The following is a 20,955-nucleotide window of genomic DNA, read 5'->3' on the forward strand; positions in this document are numbered from 1 at the left end:
GTACGACTCGGGCGCGTGGAGCCATCATGCGTTCGACCCCACAAGGCTTGTCCAATCCATTGTCCGAGGAGCGGACGATGTTCCGGGCTCGGCGGACGTCTGCGCAGGTCGGGGCTGGTCCCGGCGCGGCGGCGGGGCAAGCGGAAGGGGCGGGCGCCGTCGGCACCCGCCCCTTCGCCACACGGTCAGGTCAGGAGGCGACCTTCTCGATCTGGACGCTGCCGGTGCCGGCGGCGGTGCCGCGGGCGTTCAGCAGCTTGACCTCGCCGAAGAACTGCCGGCCCTCGGGCGCCGGGCTGCCCGCCACGACGTTCGCCGAGACGCTCGCCGAGGCGCCGTTCGCGAGGTTCACCGCGGCGTTCTCGTCGACCTGGACGGAGCCCAGGGCGGAGGAGAAGTACACGTCGCGGTAGTCGTACGCGGTGGAGCCGGCCGGAACCGCGTAGCCGGTGACCACGATGGTGTAGGTGCCGGCGCCCGGGTTCACCAGGCTCACGGTCTCCTCGGAGTCGCCGTCGGCGGAGGAGCCGACCTTCACGCCGTCCTTGAAGACGTCGAGGTCGAGGTCGGCGCCGGTGTCCGAGGTCTTGCCGATGGCCACGTCGAGGCGCGAGACGCCCTCGCCGACGGTCACCGTCGTGGTCTGCTGCTCACCGTCCGCGATGGTCGGCCTGGCGACCTTCGCGGAGCCGAGGGAACCGCCCTGGAGCTTGCCGCCGGAGATGGCCGCGGCGTCGTTCTTCACCGTCCACTGGACCGGCGCCGGGGTGCCCTGCTTCACCTCGGGCAGGACCTGGACCGCAGGGTCGAAGGCCGCGCCGAGGATGCTCACGTCCAGCTTGAAGGGGTTGTCGAGCAGCGGCGACGTGCGGCGCGACTCGACCTCGATCTCCCAGACGCCCGGCTGCGGGTTCTCGTACGAGCGCAGGTCGGGGCGGCACTTGTTCGCCGGGTTGTCGTAGTTCGGGTAGCACTGCGTGGTGGAGCTGTCCTCGACACCCAGGCCGTACGGGTGGATCGAGATGAAGCGCGTCTGGCTGCCCGCCGCGAGACCGCCGAGGGCGACCTCGAGGGACTTCGCGCCCTGCGGCACGGTGACGAAGTACGACTTGTGGCTGTTGCGCTGCACGGACGAGGTGTCCGAGAAGGTGAACGACGGCTTCGCCAGCGGGGCCGCGGCGACGACCGTGGCCAGGACCTGCTTGTCGATGCCCTCGGTGTTCTCGTCGTCCAGCTGCAGGATGCCGCTGTGCACGCCGGCCGTCTTCGCCTTCGCCTCGACCTTGATCGTGACGGGCTTGTTCAGCGGCAGGGTGACGTAGTCGTAGCCGCCGATGACCTTGAAGGTGCCGTCGTTGTTCCGCCAGCTCAGGTTGTGGCGGGTGCCGTACTTCACGCCCGTGGTGCGGGTGACGACGACGTTGTAGACCTTCTTCTTGCCGACCTTCAGGCCGCCCTCGCGGTCGTAGATGCCCGTGCCGAAGCCCGGGGTCTTCAGGAACTGGTCGATCGCGGTGTCGACCGGCGCCTTGACGGTGAAGTCGTTGGCCTTGGCGTCGCGCTGCACGGACTCCCAGGCGGCGTTCACGTCGATCAGGCCGGCGCCCTGCGCGTGCGCGGGGACGTCCTTGATCGTCTTGGCGGTGCTGGTGAGCGCGATGCGCAGGGCCGCCGGGGTCAGCTTGATGTTGTGCTGCTTGGCGGCGGAGAGCAGCAGCGCGCCCGCGCCGGCCGCCTGCGGCGACGACATCGAGGTGCCCTGGAGCATGCCGTAGCCGGCCGGCAGGTCGTAGCCCGCCTCCTTCACCGGCGCGCCGGGCAGCCAGGTCTGGATGGTGTTGATGGCCGCGCCGGGGGCGGTGAGGGTCGGCGTGAAGCCGCCGTCCTCACGCGGGCCGCGCGAGGAGAACGGGAACATGGCGTACTTCTTGTCCACGCCGGAGCCGTAGTTGGCGGCCCAGGTCTCCTTGGAGACCGCCGCGCCCACGGAGATGACCTTGTCGGCGAGGCCGGGGTCGCCGATGGTGTTGACGCCGGGGCCCTCGTTGCCCGCCGAGATGACGAGCTGGACGCCGTAGGTGTCGATGAGGTTCTTGTACAGCTCGGCGCGGGCGTTGTTGCCGTCGTTCAGCGCCGGCAGGCCGCCGATCGACATGTTGACGATGTCCACGCCGCGGTTGACGACGAGGTCGATCATGCCCTCGGTCAGCGCGACGTTGGTGCAGCCGCCCGACCAGGAGCAGGCGCGCGAGGAGACGAGCTTGGCGCCGGGCGCCTGGCCGTTCATCTTGCCGCCGAACAGGCCGTTCGCCGCGGTGATGCCCGCGACGTGCGAGCCGTGCTCGGACTCGATGATGCCGATGTTGACGAAGTCGGCCTTCTTGCCGACCCAGTCCCCGCCCAGCGGGTCCATCGGGACGTCCTTGCGGATCTGGATCACGAAGGGGATGCGCTCGGCGACCGCGGTCGCCGGGTTGTCCGTACCGAACCAGCCGATCTGGAAGCCGTCCTTGTACGGCTTCATCGGCTCGTTGTTGGTGAAGTCGCCGTCCTGGTCGGTGTCGACGCGGACGGTGCCGGCGGCCGGGTCGTAGAGCATGCCGAACCGGTCGGTGGTGTCGCCGTCCCGGTTGACGTCGCCCTTCATGTCGCCGTTGGCGGTGATCGACTCGCTGAAGCGGCTCCACTGGAAGGAGCCCTCCGGGGCCTTCCAGCTCTGGCCGCCCGCGGCGAAGCTGCCGCCGGAGGACGTCACCGGCGTGATCTGTGCGCGCCACGTGCCGTCGTTGTCGGTGATCGGGTCGGTCGCCGTGACCCAGTCGACGATCTTGCGTTCGCCGGTGGTGGTCTGCTGCAGGGCGGGGTGGGCGACGTCGACGCCCGAGTCCAGGATGCCGATGGTCACCCCGCGGCCGTCGGCCTGGGGGTTGTTCGCGACGAAGTCCACCGAGCCGGTCTCGAAGGACGGGTTGTACGGGTTCTTCGCCGGGGTGTTCTTGTCCGGCGCCGCGAAGCTGCCCGGAGCCGTCTTCTTGCCCGCACCGGACTCCCTGCCCGCGTCGGGGCGCGGGTCCGGCAGCCGGATCTCGTGCTTGAGGTCCATGGCGTGGACGGAGGACAGCTTGGAGGCCGCCTTCAGCGCGGCCTCGGCCTTGCCGGTGGGCAGGGTGGCGCGCACGTAGCCGAGCTTGTCGTTGGCCTGGCCGACCGAGGCGCCCTTGACGGCCGCGATCTGGTCGGTGACCTGCTTGGTCTGGCCGGGGGCGGTGGCCACCATGACCGTGACGGTCGCCTCGCCCTTGGCCTTGGCCTCCTGCAGCAGTTCGGCGTCGGCCGAACCGAGCTTCTGGTCGGCGGACTTGACGGCCGGCCCGGTGCCCGCCGCACCGGTGCCGGGGGCCGGCGCCGCGAAGGCGGGCATGGCGCCCGCGCCCGCGAGAGCGGCCACCAGACCCGCCGCGGCCGCGACGCGCGCGACGCGCCGGGCCCCGGATATCGAACTGGGGGATTCGAAGGTCATCAGCATCCCTGGATAAGTGAAAGATACGGTCCGGATTTCGGTGCCGGATGACCGGTCAGCTTTGCCTAACTGCCCGCTGTTTGGGGAGGCCTGTCATTTACCGAGACCTGGCATGGCGCACTCTCGCCAGCTCGGACTTCCCGCCATCGGGGCCGTAGCGGGGCATAAGCCGGCGAACCGCCGGTTCCAGGGAGTAGATTTGTCGACTTCCCGACCTTGTCGGGGTCAGCGGGGCGCGGTCAGTGCGCGCCCGGGTGTGACAACTTCCGGCGCCTCAGCGCTCGCGCGTGCGCGCGTAGTGCCGCGAGGCCTTGGCGCGGTTGCCGCAGGCGGCCATCGAGCACCAGCGGCGGGTGCCGCCCCGCGAGGTGTCGTGGAAGTGCAGCACGCAGCTCGCCGAGGCGCACTTGCGGATCCGCTCCGGGCCGGAGCGCAGCAGCTCCAGGTAGCCGTACGCGGCCGTCCACGCCGGCCCCCACGACCGGTCGTCGAACTCGGGCCGCTCGCCCGGGCCTTCCCCGCCCAGCGTCGGCCGGATGCGCCCGTGCTCCAGCACGGCGTCGACCAGGGCGCGCGCACCGGCGTCCGCCGGGTCGGCCACGGCGCGGGCGATGGCCTCGCGCGCGGTCAGCAGGTGGACGAGGGTCGACGGGTCGGCGCGGAAGCGGTCGGCCAGGCCGGCGGCGCGCAGCCAGACGGCGAGCCCCTCCATGCGGGTCAGCCCGGCCGCGCCGGCGAACAGGTCGACGGGCGCGCCGTCCTGCACCCAGCGCGTGTTCAGCAGGTCCAGGGCGATCGGTTCGCCGGTCAGGGGGCGCGGGTCCGCCGCCTCCGCTGTGGCCATGTAGCCGTTCCTCCTCGCATGCCGAGCGACCCCCCCAGCGTACGCGGACGGTTGACGCCCCCCGCATCTAACCGTTAACTTCAATTTAGATGGTTAGAACGCCGGCGGGGACCCGCCGGCCCTGTCGAAGGGGGAACAGCCGTGACGGCTGCCATCAGCACGCTCCGCACCGGCCACGTCGGCCTGAACGTCACCGACCTCGACCGCTCGCTCGCCTTCTACCGCGACGCCCTCGGCTTCGAGCCGCTCGGCGAGGGCAAGGAGGACGGCCGCCGCTTCGCCTTCCTCGGGCGGGACGGCGAACTCGTCCTCACCCTGTGGCAGCAGGCCGAAGGCGGGTACGCCCCCGCCGCTGCCGGACTGCACCACCTCGCCTTCACGGCCTCCGGGATCGACGAGGTGCGCGCCCACGAGACCCGGCTGCGCGAGCTCGGCACCCCCTTCGCCCACGACGGGGTCGTCGCCCACGGCGAGGGCACCGCCTCCGGCGGGATCTTCTTCCACGACCCGGACGGCACCCGCCTCGAAATCTCGGTGCCCACCGGCGCCCACGGCGCCCCCGCACCCACCCCCGGAGCCCCCACCTGCGGGTTCTTCTAGCCGGCCCGACAGGAGGCAGTCATGGAGCGGTACCACCGCGGCTCGATCGCGGTACAGGAGCGGGTCGGCGTCCGCGCGGCCGCCGAGCACGTGGGCCGCTCCATCGGCCCCGGCATCAAGGACGTCGCCGCGGCGTTCCTGGCCCGCCAGCCGCACCTCGTCGTCGGCGCCGCCGACGCGGCGGGCCGGATGTGGGCCTCACTGCTCACCGGCCCGCCCGGCTTCGTGCGGGCCGCCGGACCCGCCCGCATGGAGGTCGCCGGCGGGGTGCCGGAGGGCGATCCGCTCGCCGCGGCGCTCGCCGCCGGCGGGATCCACGTCGGCACGATCGCGCTCGACCCGCGCACCCGGCGCCGGATGCGGCTGGGCGGCACCGCGCGGGCCGTCCCCGGCGGGTTCGCCGTCGCGGCCGAGCGGGTCTTCTCCAACTGCCCCAAGTACCTCCAGAAGCGGCAGCCGCTGCGGACCGTCCCCGACGGGCCCGGCGTGCTGCGCCGGGCGCACGCCCTCGACGCCCGCCAGGAGCGGGCCGTCCGCGGCGCCGACACCTTCTTCGCGGCCACCGCCCACGCGGAGGGCGCCGACGCCAGCCACCGCGGGGGCATGCCCGGCTTCGTCGAGGTGCTGTCGCCGACCGAGCTGCGCTGGCCGGACTACCCGGGGAACGCCATGTTCCTCACCCTGGGGAACCTGGCTGCCGACCCGCGGGCCGGACTGCTCTTCCCGCACTGGGAGAGCGGCGCACTGCTCCAGCTCAGCGGCCGGGCGCGGACCGTGTACGAGCCCGACGGCGGCCGCAGCGTCCTGTTCCGCATCGAGGAGGCGGTGGAGAGCCTGCACCCGGGGCGGCTGCTGTGGAGCGCCCCGGAGTTCTCGCCGGCGAACCCGGCGCTGCCGCCTCACCGCGGCAGGACGACCAGGTAGGCGGCGGGCTCCCGGCCGGCGGCCGCGGTCAGTGCGGTCCGTACGACCGCGGCCTGCTGCTCGGGCCAGTCGCGCAGCTTGCGCGGGGTGATGTGCAGGACGGTCACGCCGAGCCGCTCCAGCGCGTCGCGCTTGCGGACCGCCTCCGACCAGTCCTCGTCCTCGCCCTGCCGGGGCGCCCGCGTGTCGATCTCCACGGCGACCGCCTGCTCCGGCCAGTACGCGTCGACGCCGCCCAGGTGCGGGCCGCCGGGCAGGCGCAGGTCCACGTTCCACAGCGGCTGCGGCAGGCCGAAGCCGCCCACCAGCCGGTAGAGCCGGTCCTCGGCGATGGCCCGGCCCTCGGCGAGCAGCGACTCCACCGCGTCGACCACGTGCGGCCGGTTCAGCAGCCGGGCCACCGTCAGCTCCCGCACGACGGCGGCCGGCTCGCAGTGCCCGGCGCGGACGGCCTCGCTCAGGATCCGGCGGACCGTGCCCGCGTCCGACAGCCCGGCCACCGCGTCGGCGACCGCCCGGGCGACCGGCGCCACCGGCAGCCCGGCCACCTCCAGCGGGCGCGGCGGGGTGTGGGCGCGGACGACGCGCACGCTGCCGACGGAGCGCAGCCGGCGGGTGTGCGGCACCAGTACGTCGATCCGCGGCAGGGAGAGCAGGGCGGGCGCCGAGGTGAACCGGTGCAGGGCCAGCGCCGCCAGTCCTGTGATCATCGCCTCGCCGCCGCGCCGACCCGCGTACAGCAGGGCGGCGTGCAGCCGCTCCTCGCTCGTCGCGACGCCGGGGTGCAGCAGGAACACCCCCGGCAGGATCTCCTGCCAGGACCGGGCGGCGGCCTCCGCGGCGCTGACACCGTGCTCGCGGAGCTGCGCGAGGGTCAGGACGCGGGGGCGGCTGTCGGTGAGGTGGGCGAGGGGGAGGGGTGCGTTGTGGTTCATGCCGCGGAGATTCCCGCTCCGGGCGGGCCCCCTAACCGCTGTTACCGTCCCGTCGGCAAATCCGGACAAGACAGCACTAAAGTACGGCCGTTCGATGGCCGATAGCCCGCACCCGCGGGCCTGTCCGGGCCGGGTCCGGAGGCAGCGCCCCCGGACCCGTACCGCGGCGGCCGCTACCCGGCGGCGGCGTCGCAGGCCTGCGCGCGCAGCGCCCGGGCCAGGTCGTCGCGGGACTCCAGCACCAGCCGCCGCAGCGCCGGGGCGGCGTCCCCGTGCGCGGACAGCCAGGCGTCCGTGGCCTCCAGTGTCGCCGCGTCGTCCTGGAGCGCGGGGTACATGCCCCGGACGACGTGCATCCCGATCTGGATGGAGCGCTCGGCCCAGACCCGCTCGACGACCTCGAAGTAGCGGTCGGTGTACGCGGCCAGCAGGGCCCGCTGCGAGGGCTGCTGCATTCCGTCGATGGTCGCCTCCACCAGCGCGTTCGACAGGGCGTCCGACTCGACGACCGCCGCCCACGCCTGGTCCTTGACCGCCGCCGACGGGCGCGCCGCGAGGCAGCGCACCTGGTGCCGCTTGCCCGACGCCGTGTCGTCCCGCGCCAGCTCGGCGTTGACCGCGGCCTCGTCCACCGCCCCGTGCGAGGCCAGCGGCAGCAGGAAGTCCCAGCGCAGCTCCTGGTCCACCTCCAGCCCGTCGATGCGCGCGGTCCCGTCCAGCAGGCCCAGCAGCAGCTGGAAGTCGCCCTCGGTCGCCGCGGCCGCCGCGAAGAACCGGGCCCACGTCAGCTGGTGCTCCGAGCCCGGCTCGGCCAGCCGCAGCTCCCGGAGCGCGGCGGCCGCCAGCTCCCGGCCGCCCTGCTCGCGCCAGGCGGGCGCCGCGTAGTGGGTGAGGGCGGCCAGCGCCTGGGAGTGCACCATCTGGACGACGCCGACGTCGCCCTCCCGGCCCGCGTGCGCCGTCACCAGCGCGATGAACTCGCGGGCGGGCATCAGCCCGTCCCGGGTCAGGTTCCAGGCCGCGGACCAGCACAGCGCCCGCGCGAGCGGGTCCGTGATGTCGCCGAGCCGGTTCCGCAGCGTCGTGAGGGACCGCTCGTCGAAGCGGACCTTGCAGTAGGTGAGGTCGTCGTCGTTGACGAGGACGAGGTCGGGCCGCTCCCGGCCGGCCAGCTCCGGCACGGCCGTCCGGGCGCCGGCGACGTCCGCCTCGGCCTGCGCGTAGCGGACGAGCGAGCCGGCCTCCAGCCGGTACAGGCCCACCGCGACCCGGTGCGGGCGCAGCTCGCCGCCCTCCTGGACGACGGCCAGTTCGGCGAGGCGGCCGTCCTCCCCGAGGACCGGCTCCGGCGTCAGCACGTTCACACCGGCCGTCTGCAGCCAGGCCCGGGACCACTCCGCCATGTCGCGCCCGGACACCTCGCCGAGCACGGACAGCAGGTCGGCCAGGGTGGTGTTGCCGTAGGCGTTCGCCTTGAAGTAGCGGCGCGCGCCCTCCAGGAACGCCTCCCGGCCCACGTACGCCACGAGCTGCTTCAGGACGGCCGCGCCCTTGGCGTAGGTGATGCCGTCGAAGTTGAGCTTGGCGTCCTCCAGGTCGCGGATGTCCGCCGTGATCGGGTGGGTGGACGGCAGCTGGTCGGCGCGGTAGGCCCACGCCTTGCGGCTGTTGGCGAAGGTCACCCACGCCTGGTCGAAGCGGGTGGCCTCCACCTGCGAGAAGGTGCCCATGAAGTCCGCGAAGGACTCCTTCAGCCACAGGTCGTCCCACCACTTCATGGTGACGAGGTCGCCGAACCACATGTGGGCCATCTCGTGCAGCACCGTGTTGCAGCGGCGCTCGTACGCCGCGCGGGTGACCTTGCCGCGGAAGACGTACTCCTCCCGGAAGGTGACCATGCCCGGGTTCTCCATCGCGCCGAGGTTGTACTCGGGGACGAAGGCCTGGTCGTACTTCCCGAAGGGGTACGGGTAGTCGAAGTGCTCGTGGAAGAAGTCGAAGCCCTGCTTGGTGACGCGGAAGACCTCCTCCGCGTCGAAGTGCTTGGCGAGCCCCTTGCGGCACATCGCACCCAGCGGGATCTCCAGGTCCCCGCGGGTGTAGGTGTCCGTCACGTAGTGGTAGGGGCCGGCGACGACGCAGGTGATGTACGTCGAGATCGGCTTGGTCTCGGCGAACCGGCGGGTCGCGCCCTCGCGGGAGACCTCCGCGCCGTTGCTCCACACGTGCCAGCCCTCGGGCGCGGTCACCTCGAAGCGGTAGGGCGCCTTCAGGTCGGGCTGCTCGAAGTTGGCGTACACCCGCCGGGCGTCCGCCGGCTCGTACTGGGTGTAGAGGTAGACCTCGCCGTCCTCCGGGTCGACGAACCGGTGCATGCCCTCGCCCGTCCGGCTGTACGCGCAGTTCGCGTCGACGACGAGGACGTTCTCGGACTCCAGGCCCTCCAGCACGATCCGGGCGCCGTCGAAGACGGCCGACGGGTCCAGCGGGCGCCCGTTGAGGGTGACGGAGTTCACGGACGGCGCGACGAGGTCCGCGAAGGACGACGAGCCGGGCACGGCGGCGCGGAAGCGGATCGTCGACACCGAGCGGAAGGTCCGCGGCCCCTCGGCCGGTTCGGCGGCGTCCACGGCCGACCGGAGGTCGAGGGCGACCTCGTAGCCGTCGACGGACAGCAGTTCCGCCCGCTCGCGGGCTTCCTCGCGGGACAGATTCTCTCCTGGCACGTGCACTCCTTCGTGCGGGCTCGCGATACCTGATCGAATCCTCCCACGCGGGAATGCGCACGGCCGCAGCCCGGTTGGCCAGGAGGAACATGACCAGAGAAGCGTTATCCGCCCCAAGGAGAGACATGGCCGACACCCAGGTGCGCGAGAAGACCCCGGTCGACTTCTGGTTCGACCCGCTCTGCCCCTGGGCCTGGATGACCTCCCGCTGGATGCTGGAGGTCGAGAAGGTCCGCGATGTCGAGGTCCGCTGGCACGTGATGAGCCTCGCCGTCCTGAACGAGCACCGCCTTGAGGAACTCCCCGAGCGCTACCGGGAGATCGTCGGCCCCAAGGGCTGGGCGCCCGTGCGCGTCGTCATCGCCGCCCAGCAGAAGCACGGCGACGAGGTCACCGGCAAGCTCTACACCGCGCTCGGCACCCGGATCCACAACCAGGACCTCGGCGCGACCCGCGAGGTCATCGCCGCCGCGCTGGACGAGGTCGGCCTGCCCGCCGAGCTGATCCGCTTCGCCGACTCCGACGAGTACGACGAGGTGCTGCGCGAGTCCCACAACAACGGCATCGAGCGCGTCGGCCAGGAGGTCGGCACTCCGGTGATCTCCGTTCCCGGAGCCGACGGCAGCGACGTGGCCTTCTTCGGCCCGGTCGTCACCCCGACCCCGCGCGGCGAGGCGGCCGCCCGGCTGTGGGACGGCACCCTGCTCGTCGCCTCCACCCCGGGGTTCTACGAGATCAAGCGCACCCGCACCGAGGGCCCGCGCTTCGACTGACGCCCTCCCGGTGCCCCACACAGCAGACCCCCGTGAGTCACGTCCTCACGGGGGTCTGCCGTTGGAAACGCCCGGTCGCGAAGGTTGAGAAGACGATCACGAGGCGGGCGGCCCGGGGGCCGCGATCAGCCCTTGACGGGGATCAGCAGCGGGGTGTTGGCCTTGGCGTCGGCGTAGCGCTTGGCGACGTCCTGCCAGTTGACGACGTTCCACATCGCCTCGATGAAGTCCACCTTCTGGTTCTTGTACTGCAGGTAGAAGGCGTGCTCCCAGGCGTCGAAGACCAGGATCGGCACGGAGCCCTGGCCGACGTTGCCCTGGTGGTCGTAGATCTGCTCGACGATCAGGCGGCCGCTGACGGGCTCGTAGGCGAGGACACCCCAGCCGGAGCCCTGCGTCGCGGAGGACGCGAAGGTCAGCTGCTTCTTGAACCGGGCGAAGGAGCCGAAGGACTCGGTGATGGCGTCCGCCAGCTCGCCCAGGCCGTCGGCCGCGGTCGGCTCGCCGCCGCCCTCGCCGGTCTTCGGGCTGGCCATGTTGTGCCAGTAGATGCTGTGGAGGATGTGGCCGGAGAGGTGGAACGCGAGGTTCTTCTCCAGCCCGTTCAGCGCGCCCCAGTTCTCCTTGTCGCGCGCCTCCTCCAGCTGCTCCAGCGTGTCGTTGGCTCCCTTGACGTACGCCGCGTGGTGCTTGTCGTGGTGCAGCTCGATGATCTGCGGGTTGATCACCGGCTCGAGAGCCGAGTACTCGTACGGAAGCTCGGGAAGCGTGTAGATGGCCATGCGTGTGATCCGGTCCCCTCAGCGTGCCAACTGCTATTGCAATCAATGCGCAACTGCACGCTAGCAGCATCTATTCCCGCTCACACGTAAGGGTCGCCTGGGTAAAAGCGCAGGCGGGCCCCGTACGAGTGCACGGGGCCCGCCTGCGGAGGGGACGGAGGAGGCGTCAGCCGCGGGAGGCGCGCCGACGCTGCATCAGGAAGCCGGTGGCAGCGAGGAAGGCTGCCAGCCCGCCGGTGAAGGCGACCTGCACCCGCGTGTCGGGGTTCCAGGCCATCAGCACCAGCACCCCCGCCACGCCCGCGAGCGCAGCCCACGTCAGATACGGGAAGCACCACATCCGCACGGTGAGCCGAGCCGGGTCCTCGCGCTCCGTCCGGCGGCGCAGCACCAGCTGTGAGACGGCGGTGAAGCCCCAGACGACGAGGATGACCCCGCCGACCATGTTCAGCAGCCAGGCGAACAGGGTGTCCGGGTACCAGTACGACAGCAGCACCGTGGTGAAGCCGAAGCCGCAGGAGGCGAGCACCGCGCGCCGCGGCACCCGTCCGCTGACCTTGCCGAGGGCGCGCGGCCCCTGGCCTCGGGAGACGAGGGAGTGGGCCATGCGGGAGGAGCCGTAGATGTTCGCGTTCATCGCGGACAGCAGCGCGACGAGGACGACCGCGTTCATGACCTCGCCGGCGGCGGGGATGCCCAGGTGGTCGAGGGTGGCGGCGTACGGGCCCTGCTCGGTCACCTTCGGGTCGTTCCACGGCAGCAGCGTGACCACCACGAGCATCGAGCCGACGTAGACGACCGCGATCCGCCACATGGTGGTCCGCACCGCCTTCGCCACGCCGCGCTCCGGGTCGTCGGACTCGGCGGCCGCGATGGTGACCGTCTCCAGGCCGCCGTAGGCGACGACCGAGGCCAGCACGCCGACGAGCAGGCCGTCGACACCGTGGGGCAGGAACCCGCCCTCGGGCAGCAGGTTGGCGGTGCCGGGGGAGGAGGTGCCCGGCAGCAGGCCGAGGACCGCGAGCACGCCCAGGCCCAGGAACAGGGCGATCGCGCCGATCTTCAGGGCGGCGAACCAGAACTCGAACTCGCCGAAGCTGGAGACGGCGGCCAGGTTGGCGCCGCAGAAGAGGGCCATGAAGGCCAGCACCCACGCCCAGGACGGGGTGCCCGGGAACCAGCCGGTCATGATGTGCGCCGCGCCGATCGCCTCGATGGCCACCCCCACGCACAGCAGCGTCCAGAACATCCAGCCGGCCGTGAACCCGGCCCACGGGCCGATCGCCCGCTCCGCGTGCACCGAGAAGGAGCCGGAGGCGGGGTTCGCCGCGGACATCTCGCCGAGCATCCGCATCACGAGCATCACGAGGATCCCGGACAGGGCGTACGCCACCACGATCGCCGGGCCGGCCGCCGCGACGCCGGCTCCGGAGCCGACGAACAGGCCGGCGCCGATGACTCCGCCGAGCGCGATCATCGACAGGTGGCGCTGCCGGAGGCCGTTGCCGAGGGGGCTGTCCGCGGGGGGCTGCTGCCCGGCGGAGGGCGGGGCGGGAGGTGCGGTGGTGCGCTGACTCATGCCGGCCAGTCTGCCGACCGTCCGATAGTCGGACGCCTCGCGTCCGTTATCCGGACATCCGGCTCACGGGGTGTGATCATCCGGTCGCGTACGACCCGCCCGCCCGCGCCCCGGGGCACCACGGCAGCGGGTCCGGGACGTGGAGTCCCGGACCCGCGAGGCCCCGCGCGCGGCCCACCGCCGCAGGCGCGCTGCGCCGTCAGCCGGCCGCGTCCCCGGCGCGCCGCGCGCGCAGCTCGCGCACCCAGGCCACGACCAGCACCGCGGCGGCCGCGCCGGAGGACCACAGCAGCTGCGACCGGGCGCTGTCGTCGAAGAGCATCAGCACCAGCACGGCCGCCATCCCGAGCAGCGCCGCCCACGTCAGGTACGGGAAGCACCACATCGGCAGCGTCAGCCGCTCCGGCATGTCCCGCTCCAGCTCCCGGCGCAGCCGCAGCTGCGACACCGCGATCAGCGCCCACACGAACAGCAGCACCGCGCCGACCGCGTTCAGCATGTACAGGAACACCGTGTCCGGCCACAGCAGGTTCAGCACCACCGAGGCGAACCCGAACGACACCGAGGCGAAGACGGCCCGGCGCGGCACCCCGCCCGGCGACACCTTCAGCAGCGCCGTGGGCGCCTCGCCGCGCTCGGCCAGCGAGAACACCATGCGGGAGGACCCGTACAGGTTGGCGTTCAGGGCCGACAGCAGCGCCACGAAGACCACGATGTTCATGATCTGGCCCGCGGCGGGGATGCCGAGGGAGTCCAGCACCGCCACGTACGGGCTCTGGCCCGGCGCCAGCGAGTCCCACGGCAGCAGCGTCACCACGACCAGCATCGAGCCGACGTAGAAGAAGAGGATGCGCCACACCGCGCTGCGCACCGCGCGGGCCACCGAGCGGGCCGGGTCGTCGGACTCGGCGGCCGCGATCGTGACGACCTCCAGGCCGCCGAACGCGAAGATGACGGCCAGCATGCCGGCGACCACGCCGCCGGCCCCCTGCGGGAAGAACCCGCCCTGGCCCGTCAGGTTCGCCAGGCCCACCGGGTCCGTGTCCGGCAGCAGCCCGAACACCGCCAGCGTGCCCAGGACCAGGAACAGGACGATCGCCCCGACCTTCAGGGCGGCGAACCAGAACTCGAACTCGCCGAAGTTCTTCACCGCGGCCAGGTTGGCCACGGTGAAGACCACCATGAAGACGAGGACCCACACCCACTGGTCCACCGCCGGCACCCAGCCGTTGGCGATCTTCGCGGCGCCGGTCGCCTCCACGGCCAGCACCACGACCAGCAGGAACCAGTACAGCCAGCCGGCAGAGAAGCCCGCCCAGCGGCCCAGCGCCCGCTCCGCGTACACGGAGAACGAACCGGACGCGGGCAGCGCCGCGGACATCTCGCCGAGCGCGCGCATCACCAGCATGGCCAGCGCGCCCGCGAGCAGGTACGAGCAGATGATCGCCGGGCCGGCGACGGCGATGCCGGCTCCGGAGCCGACGAACAGGCCCGCGCCGATCACCCCGCCGAGGCCCAGCATGGTCAGGTGGCGCTGCTTGAGGCTGTGGCTCAGGGGTTCCGCGGGCAGCTCGCCCGCGCGTGGAGGAGTGTCGGGCAGACGGTCGCGCATGAGGGGAGGCTCGTACTCTCGGCTCGGCAGCGGCGGTTGGGCTCCGCACGGGTGATTGGCGGGACCCTACAGTCTCGCCGTTCGGCGCCCATCCGCGCAAAACGGATGTGTGGAGTGAACTGACCCGTGATGAGCATCACGGTGCCCCGGGTGTGAACCGGGGACTTTGTGCGATCCCGACCAAACGGGGGAGCGGGGCTTTGTTCCGGGCAGCGGTGGGGTCCCGCGGGGGCGCGCATTAGCGTCGGTGATCGTCCCGTCACCCTCACCACCGCGGAGCCTCCCGATGAGCACTGCATCCGTTTCCGTCCGCCCCGGCACCGTCCTCGCCGACCTGCTGCCCGCGAGCCGCGTCCGCGACATCGCGCTCGTCGCCGGCGGGGCCGCGCTGACCGGGCTGGCCGCGCAGATCGCGGTGCCCGTCCCCGGCTCCCCGGTCCCGGTCACCGGCCAGACGTTCGCCGCGCTGCTCGTCGGCACCGCCCTCGGCGCCCGCCTCGGCTTCCTCTCCCTCGCGGCGTACGCGCTGGCCGGCGCCGCCGGCGTGCCGTGGTTCGCGAACGGCACCTCCGGCGCGTTCGGCGCCTCCTTCGGCTACGTCCTCGGCATGCTGCTCGCAGCCACCGTCGTCGGCGCCCTGGCCCGCCGCGGCGCCGACCGCTCCGTGCTGCGCACGGCCGGTGCGATGGCGCTCGGCTCGGCCCTGATCTACGCGGTGGGCGTGCCGTACCTGGCGCTGTCGACCGGCATGTCCCTCGGTGCGGCCGTCGCGGCGGGCCTGGTCCCGTTCCTGATCGGCGACGCCCTGAAGGCGGCGCTGGCCATGGGCCTGCTGCCCGCCGCCTGGAAGCTGGCCGGCCGCTCCTGAAGCGGCCGCCGGCAGCGGCCCGAGAAGCGGGGCAGCCCCGGACCTGCGCGGTGCGCGCGGCCCGGGGCTGCTGCCGTCCGGGGCCCCGGCGGGCCGGGCGTCAGCCCCGGAGGGCGGCCTTGCGGCGGCGGACGTCGCGCACCACGCCGATCGCGATGACGACCGCGGCGACGAGCACCGACAGCGACACGACCTCGCGGTTGCCGTCGTCGTAGAACATGTAGCCCAGGACGAAGACGATCATCGCGGCGGTGGCGTACGTCAGATACGGGAAGAGCCACATCTTCACCGTCAGCTTCTCCGGGGACTCGGCCACCAGGATCTTGCGCATGCGCAGCTGGGTCAGGCAGATGACCAGCCACACGAACAGCGCGATCGCACCGGAGGAGTTCAGCAGGAAGCTGAAGACGGTGTCGGGGTTCGTGTAGTTGAACACGACGGCGACGAAGCCGAAGACCGTGGAGCCCAGGATGGCGGCGGTGGGCACGCCCTTCTTGTTGACCTTGGCGAAGGACTTCGGGGCCTCGCCGCGCTCGCCGAGGGAGAACGCCATGCGGGAGGCGGTGTACAGGCCCGAGTTCAGGCAGGACAGCACCGCCGTCAGCACGATGAAGTTCATGATCTGGCCGGCGGCCGGGATGCCGATGGAGTCCAGGGCGGCGACGTACGAGCCCTTCTCCACGATCGACTCGTCGTTCCACGGCAGCAGCGTCAGGACGACGAAGATCGAACCGAGGTAGAAGACGGCGATGCGCCAGATGACCGAGTTGGTGGCCTTGGTCACCGCGCGGCGCGGGTCCTCGGACTCGCCGGCGGCCAGCGTGACGATCTCGCTGCCCATGAAGGAGAAGACGACCATCAGCACACCGGTCAGGATCGAGCCCCAGCCGTTCGGCATGAAGCCGCCGGTGTCCGTGAGGTGCGCGAAGCCCGCACCCGGGTTGTCCGAGCCCGGCAGCAGGCCGAAGACGGCCAGCATGCCGATGACGACGAAGGCGCCGATCGCGACGACCTTGATGCCGGCGAACCAGAACTCGAACTCGCCGTACGAGGCGACGGAGCCGAGGTTGGTGGCGGTCAGGACGGCCATCACGATCAGGGCCCAGGCCCACTGCGGGACGGCGGGGATCCAGCTTTCGAGGATGACGGCGCCGGCGGTGGCCTCGACGGCGAGGACGACGACCCAGAAGAACCAGTAGAGCCAGCCGATGGAGAAGCCGGCCCAGCGGCCCAGCGCCCGGTCGGCGTAGGCGGAGAAGGAGCCGGAGTTCGGGCTGGCCGCGGCCATCTCGCCGAGCATCCGCATCACGAAGACGACCATCGCGCCGACGAGCGCGTAGGAGACCAGGATGGCGGGGCCGGCCTTGGCTATGCCGCCGGCGGAGCCGACGAAGAGTCCTGCGCCGATGACGCCGCCGATGGCGATCATGGACAGGTGGCGGTTCTTGAGACCGGCCTTGAGACCGTCGTTGGGCGCGGCGCCACCGGGGTTGCCGGAGGGTTCGCCTGCCTTCCGAAGGGTCGTCGTGGTGCTCATGGACGAATCCTTAGGTTCTCGGGTTGCGAGTTCTGGCATTCAAGCCCGAGAAGGCGCCGCCCGGAAGAGCGGCATCCGGATCGTTTCCGCGGGGCCAAGGTCCGGGACCTTGGTCCCACCCTGTCCCATCTGCGGTCTTTGGGTTTACTTGAGCTTTAGAAGTGACTTACGCGACACCCCGGTACGGGCCTCGCGGACCGCTCGTGACACACTCGTCCCATGCGCGTGTACCTCGGATCCGACCATGCCGGCTTTGAGCTGAAGAACCACCTGGTGGACTGGCTCAAGGACAACGGCCACGAGCCCGTCGACTGCGGGCCCCACATCTACGACGCCGTGGACGACTACCCGCCGTTCTGCCTGCGCGCCGCGGAGAAGACCGCCGCCGACGAGGGCAGCCTCGGCATCGTGATCGGCGGCTCCGGCAACGGCGAGCAGATCGCCGCCAACAAGGTCAAGGGCGTCCGCGCCGTCCTCGCCTGGAGCGTGGAGACCGCGAAGCTGGGCCGCGAGCACAACAATGCCAACGTCATCTCCGTCGGCGGCCGCATGCACACCCAGGACGAGGCCACCTCCTTCATCGAGGCGTTCCTCGCGACCCCGTACTCCGGCGAGGAGCGCCACACCCGCCGCATCGACATGCTCTCCGCGTACGAGCAGACCGGCGAGCTCCCGCCCATCCCGGCCCACCACCCGCAGGACCAGTAGCAGCCGCCGTGCCGCCGGATCCGCGGGGTCCGGCGGCACTGCCGTTCCCGCGGCGGGCGCGGCGGCGGCAGACCCGAGGAGAGCAGCAGTGCCCGAGGGGCATACGATCCACCGCCTCGCCCAGGACCACACCGAGCGGTTCGCCGGCCGGCCCGTCCGGGTGAGCAGCCCGCAGGGCCGGTTCGCCGAGAGCGCCGCCCTGCTCGACGGCCGCCGGCTGGAGAGCGCCGAGGCACACGGCAAGCACCTCTTCCTTGAACTCGGCGACGCCTGGATCCACATCCACCTCGGGCTCTTCGGCAAGCTCGGCTTCGGACCCGCCCCCGCACCGCCCGCCGCCGACACCGTCCGGCTCCGGCTGGCGAACGGCGAGCACTTCGCCGACCTGCGCGGCCCGACGGCCTGCGCCCTCATCGGCGACGCCGAGAAGCAGGCGGTGCACGACCGGCTCGGCCCGGACCCGCTGCGCGCCGGCGACGACCCCGACCGCGCGTGGAAGCGGATATCGCGCTCCCGCACCACCATCGCGGCGCTCCTGATGGACCAGAAGGTCGTCGCCGGAGTCGGCAACGTCTACCGCGCCGAGGTGCTCTTCCGGCACGGCGTGGACCCGTACCGGCTCGGCAGGGACGTCCGCCGCGCCGAATGGGACGCCATGTGGGCCGACCTGGCGGCGCTCATGCGCGAGGGCGTGCGGAACAACCGGATCGACACCGTCCGCGAGGAGCACACGCCCGAGGCGATGGGCCGCCCGCCGCGCGTCGACGACCACGGCGGCGAGGTGTACGTCTACCGGCGGGCGAACATGCCCTGCCACGTCTGCGGGAGCACCGTCCGCACCGCAGGCCTCGCCGCACGCAACCTCTTCTGGTGCCCCGGCTGCCAGACCCGCTGAGGACGGCGGCCCCGCCGGGTGCGGGGCCCGGCCCGTCAGAAGCCGTGCGGCAGCCAGGGCGCCACGTCGCCGGCGAACGCCCGCGAGGCCGCCGCGAGCGTCCCCGGACGCAGCTCCCGCACCCGCCCCGCCTCCGCCAGCGCGGTCAGCGCGACCCCGCCGAGGTAGGCCGCCGCCAGCTCCCGTACCGACAGCTCCAGGTCCGCCGGGTCCTCCGTACGCCCGCAGCGGACCGGGCCCCGCCCGTCGGCGGTCAGCCGCCACCGGCCCTCGTTCCACGGGCAGAACAGGTCCGCCACCTCCAGCACCACGTCCAGCGGAGCCCCGTACGCCCTCGCCGCAAGCGCCCGCGGCAGGTCCACCAGCCGCACGTACAAGGAGTCCCGCAGCGCCGGCAGCGCCCGCCGCGGGTCGCTGACCAGGTGCAGCAGCGGATCGTCCACCGGCCGCCTGCGGGCCCGCACCACCGAGGTCAGGTCGATCCCGAACAGGTAGCGCCAGAGCGCCGCCGACGCCGCCGGGTCCAGCGCGTCCAGGTCCTGCACCTCGACCTCGCCGCACGGCCCGGCCGCGTTCCACTCGGGCTTGACCCGGTAGCGGGCGTACCCCGCGACCGAGCCGTCCGCCCGCTCCGCCACCACGCACCGGAGAGGGGACGCCCCCTCGCGGGAGCCCGGCGGGTCCAGCAGTGCCTGCCGCTCCCAGCCCGGCTGCCGCGCGGGCATGCCGGGCCGCCGCGCGACGAGCTGCGCGTACACCCTCTCGCAGTCGTCGAGCGCCTTCTCCGGATCGGCCAGGCGCAGCCGCACCCCGTCCGTCCCCGGCGGCACCGACAGCGCCACCCGCGACGTGTCGACGGCCACCCCCAGGTCGTACGCGGCGGCGGCGTAGCCGAAACGCCCGTAGATCGCCGGCTCCGAGGCCGTCAGCACCGCGACCGGCTCACCGCCCGCGCGGACGTCGTCGAGCTGCCGGCGCATCAGGGAGGTCAGCACGCCGCGGCGGCGGTGCGTCGGAGCGACGCCCACCATCGTGACGCCCGCCGCCGGCACCAGCCCCCCGCCCGGCACCGACAGCCGGAACGTGAACGCGCCCGCCGAGCCCACGCACACCTGCCCGTCCCAGACGCCGAGCGACCGCTCGAACTCCGTCAGGGCCCGATACAGCTCCCGCTCCTGCCGGGACTCCGCCACTCCGCCGAAGGCCAGTTCGAGGTGGTCGTACCAGACATCCCACTCATCCGACCGCAAGATGCGCATCTCAAGAGTCATGTGCTCATCCTTACCAGTGGCATCCATCACGGTCTAAGGCTTTTCGGCCGGCCCGCGGGCCCGCCCGGGCCGCCGCCGCCCCCCGCCCCGACTCCCGCCCGGGCAGCGGCCGTCGGCGCCCTGCGGGACCGCCCGGCGCCGCGGCGGAGCGGAGCGGACCGGTCCGGGGGTCCCCCTGCGCGCACACGGCCGGGATGGATAGGGTCCCGAGGGACATGGCCGGAGCACGTGTGGAGACGCTCAGGGCCCGGACGCGCAGGGCGTGGCACCGGGCCCGCACAGCCCTGCGCAAATCCGCCGTCGACTACTTCCGCGGAGACGCCTCCGACTGGCTCGCCTTCGCCGGACTGTTCGCCACCGTCCCCGCCATCGCCTGCGGCACCCTCGTGTTCCCGGTGTGGTTCTCGCCCGCCGCCCTCGTCCTGCCCATCGTCGCGGGCGGCCTGCTGCTGCGCCCCGCGAGCCTCCTCGCCCTGTACGCCGCCTCCGCCGCCGCCCTCATCGTCGAATCCCTCGTCCTCGGCCCCTACACCCAGGGCCCCGCCCGGGTCACCCCCGGCACGGTCCTCGTCGTGGCCGCCTGCGGCTTCTTCGGCCTCGTCATCGCCCAGTTCCGCAGCCGCGTCGGCGTCCCCTGGAGACGCGGCGGCACGATGCTCTTCGACCTCCGCGAACGCATCCGCGTCCAGAGCAAACTCCCCGCCCTGCCCCGCGGCTGGCACCAGGAGATGGCCCTCCGCCCGGCCGGCGGCCAGTCCTTCTCCGGCGACTTCGTCGTCGCCGCCCGCACCAACGGCGGCCGCACCCTCGAAGTCGTCCTCACCGACGTCTCCGGCAAGGGCATGGAAGCCGGCTCGCGCGCCCTGCTGCTCTCCGGCGCCTTCGGGGGCCTCCTCGGCGCCCTCCCGCCCCAGGGCTTCCTGCCCGCCGCCAACGGCTACCTGCTGCGCCAGGACTGGGACGAGGGCTTCGCCACCTCCGTCCACCTCGTCCTCGACCTCGAAACCGGCGACTACGAACTCCTGTCCGCCGGCCACCTGCCCGCCCTCCAGCTCTCCGCCGGAACCGGCCGCTGGCAGGAGAAGACCGGCGAGGGACCGCTCCTCGGCGTCTACGACGGCGCCGAGTTCGAGCCCGCCCGCGGCCGGCTGCGCCCCGGCGACGTCCTGATGCTCTTCACCGACGGACTTGTCGAGACCGCCGACCGCGACATCGGCGAGGGCATCGACCGCCTCACCGGAGAAGCCGACCGGTACGTTGCCGCCGGCTGGCAGGGCGCCGCCTGGCACCTCATCGAGAAGGTCGCCAAGGACGTCAACGACGACCGCGCCCTCCTCCTCATCCGCCGCTCGCCCTGACCCCCGTACCGCAGGGCGGACGG

Annotated in this window: 16 protein-coding genes; 7 read left to right on the top strand and 9 right to left on the bottom strand. The window is 72.6% G+C overall.

What is annotated here, in order from left to right:
- Positions 1–190: 190 nt before the first annotated feature.
- Complete coding sequence (locus tag MUK52_RS20805; protein WP_284578999.1) at positions 191–3,520, bottom strand: S8 family serine peptidase; 3,330 nt, start codon at positions 3,518–3,520, stop codon at positions 191–193.
- A 274-nt stretch (positions 3,521–3,794) separates the two neighbouring features.
- Positions 3,795–4,364, bottom strand: coding sequence for a CGNR zinc finger domain-containing protein (locus tag MUK52_RS20810; protein WP_284579001.1), 570 nt, complete (start codon positions 4,362–4,364; stop codon positions 3,795–3,797).
- Between the two features lie 141 nt (positions 4,365–4,505).
- Here MUK52_RS20810 and MUK52_RS20815 point away from each other — a divergent pair, with 141 nt between their 5' ends.
- Both MUK52_RS20815 and MUK52_RS20820 read left to right on the top strand, forming a co-directional pair.
- A complete protein-coding gene (locus MUK52_RS20815; protein ID WP_284579003.1) occupies positions 4,506–4,964 on the top strand; it encodes a VOC family protein in 459 nt (152 codons plus the stop codon).
- Positions 4,965–4,985: 21 nt separating this feature from the next.
- Positions 4,986–5,888, top strand: a complete 903-nt coding sequence (locus MUK52_RS20820) for a pyridoxamine 5'-phosphate oxidase family protein (RefSeq protein ID WP_284579006.1) — start codon at positions 4,986–4,988, stop codon at positions 5,886–5,888.
- On the opposite strand, the gene MUK52_RS20825 is transcribed toward MUK52_RS20820, so the two are convergent.
- Positions 5,864–6,823 (bottom strand): putative endonuclease domain-containing protein, encoded by a 960-nt coding sequence (locus tag MUK52_RS20825; protein ID WP_114057588.1) that lies wholly within the window; start codon positions 6,821–6,823, stop codon positions 5,864–5,866. The two genes, MUK52_RS20820 and MUK52_RS20825, sit on opposite strands and share 25 nt — an antisense overlap.
- A 173-nt stretch (positions 6,824–6,996) precedes the next feature.
- Positions 6,997–9,549 carry an aminopeptidase N gene (pepN, locus tag MUK52_RS20830; protein ID WP_284579008.1) on the bottom strand — a complete coding sequence of 851 codons (2,553 nt, stop codon included), beginning with the start codon at positions 9,547–9,549 and terminating at the stop codon, positions 6,997–6,999.
- A gap of 125 nt (positions 9,550–9,674) precedes the next feature.
- Here pepN and MUK52_RS20835 point away from each other — a divergent pair, with 125 nt between their 5' ends.
- The gene (locus MUK52_RS20835; protein WP_114057586.1) at positions 9,675–10,322 is read left to right on the top strand and encodes a mycothiol-dependent nitroreductase Rv2466c family protein; all 648 of its coding nucleotides are present in this window, start codon (positions 9,675–9,677) and stop codon (positions 10,320–10,322) included.
- Positions 10,323–10,447: 125 nt separating this feature from the next.
- On the opposite strand, the gene MUK52_RS20840 is transcribed toward MUK52_RS20835, so the two are convergent.
- From MUK52_RS20840 to MUK52_RS20850, 3 genes are all read right to left on the bottom strand, one after another.
- Positions 10,448–11,104 carry a superoxide dismutase gene (locus MUK52_RS20840; RefSeq protein ID WP_114057585.1) on the bottom strand — a complete coding sequence of 219 codons (657 nt, stop codon included), beginning with the start codon at positions 11,102–11,104 and terminating at the stop codon, positions 10,448–10,450.
- A 166-nt stretch (positions 11,105–11,270) separates the two neighbouring features.
- Positions 11,271–12,683 carry an amino acid permease gene (locus tag MUK52_RS20845; RefSeq protein ID WP_114057584.1) on the bottom strand — a complete coding sequence of 471 codons (1,413 nt, stop codon included), beginning with the start codon at positions 12,681–12,683 and terminating at the stop codon, positions 11,271–11,273.
- 199 nt (positions 12,684–12,882) lie between these two features.
- Positions 12,883–14,295, bottom strand: a complete 1,413-nt coding sequence (locus MUK52_RS20850; protein WP_284579011.1) for an amino acid permease — start codon at positions 14,293–14,295, stop codon at positions 12,883–12,885.
- 286 nt (positions 14,296–14,581) lie between these two features.
- Between MUK52_RS20850 and MUK52_RS20855 the strand changes: the two genes are divergently transcribed.
- Positions 14,582–15,163 carry a biotin transporter BioY gene (locus MUK52_RS20855; protein WP_114057582.1) on the top strand — a complete coding sequence of 194 codons (582 nt, stop codon included), beginning with the start codon at positions 14,582–14,584 and terminating at the stop codon, positions 15,161–15,163.
- Positions 15,164–15,263: 100 nt separating this feature from the next.
- Here the strand turns inward: MUK52_RS20855 and MUK52_RS20860 are convergent, their stop codons facing one another.
- On the bottom strand, positions 15,264–16,700 hold the full coding sequence (locus tag MUK52_RS20860; RefSeq protein ID WP_284579013.1) for an amino acid permease: 1,437 nt from the start codon (positions 16,698–16,700) through the stop codon (positions 15,264–15,266).
- Between the two features lie 219 nt (positions 16,701–16,919).
- Here MUK52_RS20860 and MUK52_RS20865 point away from each other — a divergent pair, with 219 nt between their 5' ends.
- Together MUK52_RS20865 and MUK52_RS20870 are read left to right on the top strand one after the other, a co-directional pair.
- Positions 16,920–17,408 carry a ribose-5-phosphate isomerase gene (locus MUK52_RS20865; RefSeq protein WP_114057580.1) on the top strand — a complete coding sequence of 163 codons (489 nt, stop codon included), beginning with the start codon at positions 16,920–16,922 and terminating at the stop codon, positions 17,406–17,408.
- Positions 17,409–17,496: 88 nt separating this feature from the next.
- Positions 17,497–18,303, top strand: a complete 807-nt coding sequence (locus MUK52_RS20870; protein ID WP_114057579.1) for an Fpg/Nei family DNA glycosylase — start codon at positions 17,497–17,499, stop codon at positions 18,301–18,303.
- Positions 18,304–18,338: 35 nt separating this feature from the next.
- Here MUK52_RS20870 and MUK52_RS20875 read toward each other — a convergent pair whose 3' ends face one another.
- A complete protein-coding gene (locus tag MUK52_RS20875; RefSeq protein WP_284579016.1) occupies positions 18,339–19,574 on the bottom strand; it encodes a GNAT family N-acetyltransferase in 1,236 nt (411 codons plus the stop codon).
- Positions 19,575–19,789: 215 nt separating this feature from the next.
- Between MUK52_RS20875 and MUK52_RS20880 the strand changes: the two genes are divergently transcribed.
- A complete protein-coding gene (locus tag MUK52_RS20880) occupies positions 19,790–20,932 on the top strand; it encodes a SpoIIE family protein phosphatase (protein ID WP_284579018.1) in 1,143 nt (380 codons plus the stop codon).
- The last annotated feature ends 23 nt before the right edge of the window (positions 20,933–20,955 follow it).

This window comes from Streptomyces sp. 2P-4 (assembly GCF_030167965.1).
In the GTDB taxonomy this organism is placed as follows: domain Bacteria; phylum Actinomycetota; class Actinomycetes; order Streptomycetales; family Streptomycetaceae; genus Streptomyces; species Streptomyces globosus_A.

Bases quoted from the DNA above. Each gene is read 5' to 3' on its own strand.
- MUK52_RS20805 (WP_284578999.1), bottom strand. From the start codon at position 3,520: ATGACCTTCGAATCCCCCAGTTCGATATCCGGGGCCCGGCGCGTCGCG.
- MUK52_RS20810 (WP_284579001.1), bottom strand. From the start codon at position 4,364: ATGGCCACAGCGGAGGCGGCGGACCCGCGCCCCCTGACCGGCGAACCG.
- MUK52_RS20820 (WP_284579006.1), top strand. From the start codon at position 4,986: ATGGAGCGGTACCACCGCGGCTCGATCGCGGTACAGGAGCGGGTCGGC.
- MUK52_RS20825 (WP_114057588.1), bottom strand. From the start codon at position 6,823: ATGAACCACAACGCACCCCTCCCCCTCGCCCACCTCACCGACAGCCGC.
- MUK52_RS20835 (WP_114057586.1), top strand. From the start codon at position 9,675: ATGGCCGACACCCAGGTGCGCGAGAAGACCCCGGTCGACTTCTGGTTC.
- MUK52_RS20840 (WP_114057585.1), bottom strand. From the start codon at position 11,104: ATGGCCATCTACACGCTTCCCGAGCTTCCGTACGAGTACTCGGCTCTC.
- MUK52_RS20845 (WP_114057584.1), bottom strand. From the start codon at position 12,683: ATGAGTCAGCGCACCACCGCACCTCCCGCCCCGCCCTCCGCCGGGCAG.
- MUK52_RS20850 (WP_284579011.1), bottom strand. From the start codon at position 14,295: ATGCGCGACCGTCTGCCCGACACTCCTCCACGCGCGGGCGAGCTGCCC.
- MUK52_RS20855 (WP_114057582.1), top strand. From the start codon at position 14,582: ATGAGCACTGCATCCGTTTCCGTCCGCCCCGGCACCGTCCTCGCCGAC.
- MUK52_RS20860 (WP_284579013.1), bottom strand. From the start codon at position 16,700: ATGAGCACCACGACGACCCTTCGGAAGGCAGGCGAACCCTCCGGCAAC.
- MUK52_RS20865 (WP_114057580.1), top strand. From the start codon at position 16,920: ATGCGCGTGTACCTCGGATCCGACCATGCCGGCTTTGAGCTGAAGAAC.
- MUK52_RS20875 (WP_284579016.1), bottom strand. From the start codon at position 19,574: ATGACTCTTGAGATGCGCATCTTGCGGTCGGATGAGTGGGATGTCTGG.
- MUK52_RS20880 (WP_284579018.1), top strand. From the start codon at position 19,790: ATGGCCGGAGCACGTGTGGAGACGCTCAGGGCCCGGACGCGCAGGGCG.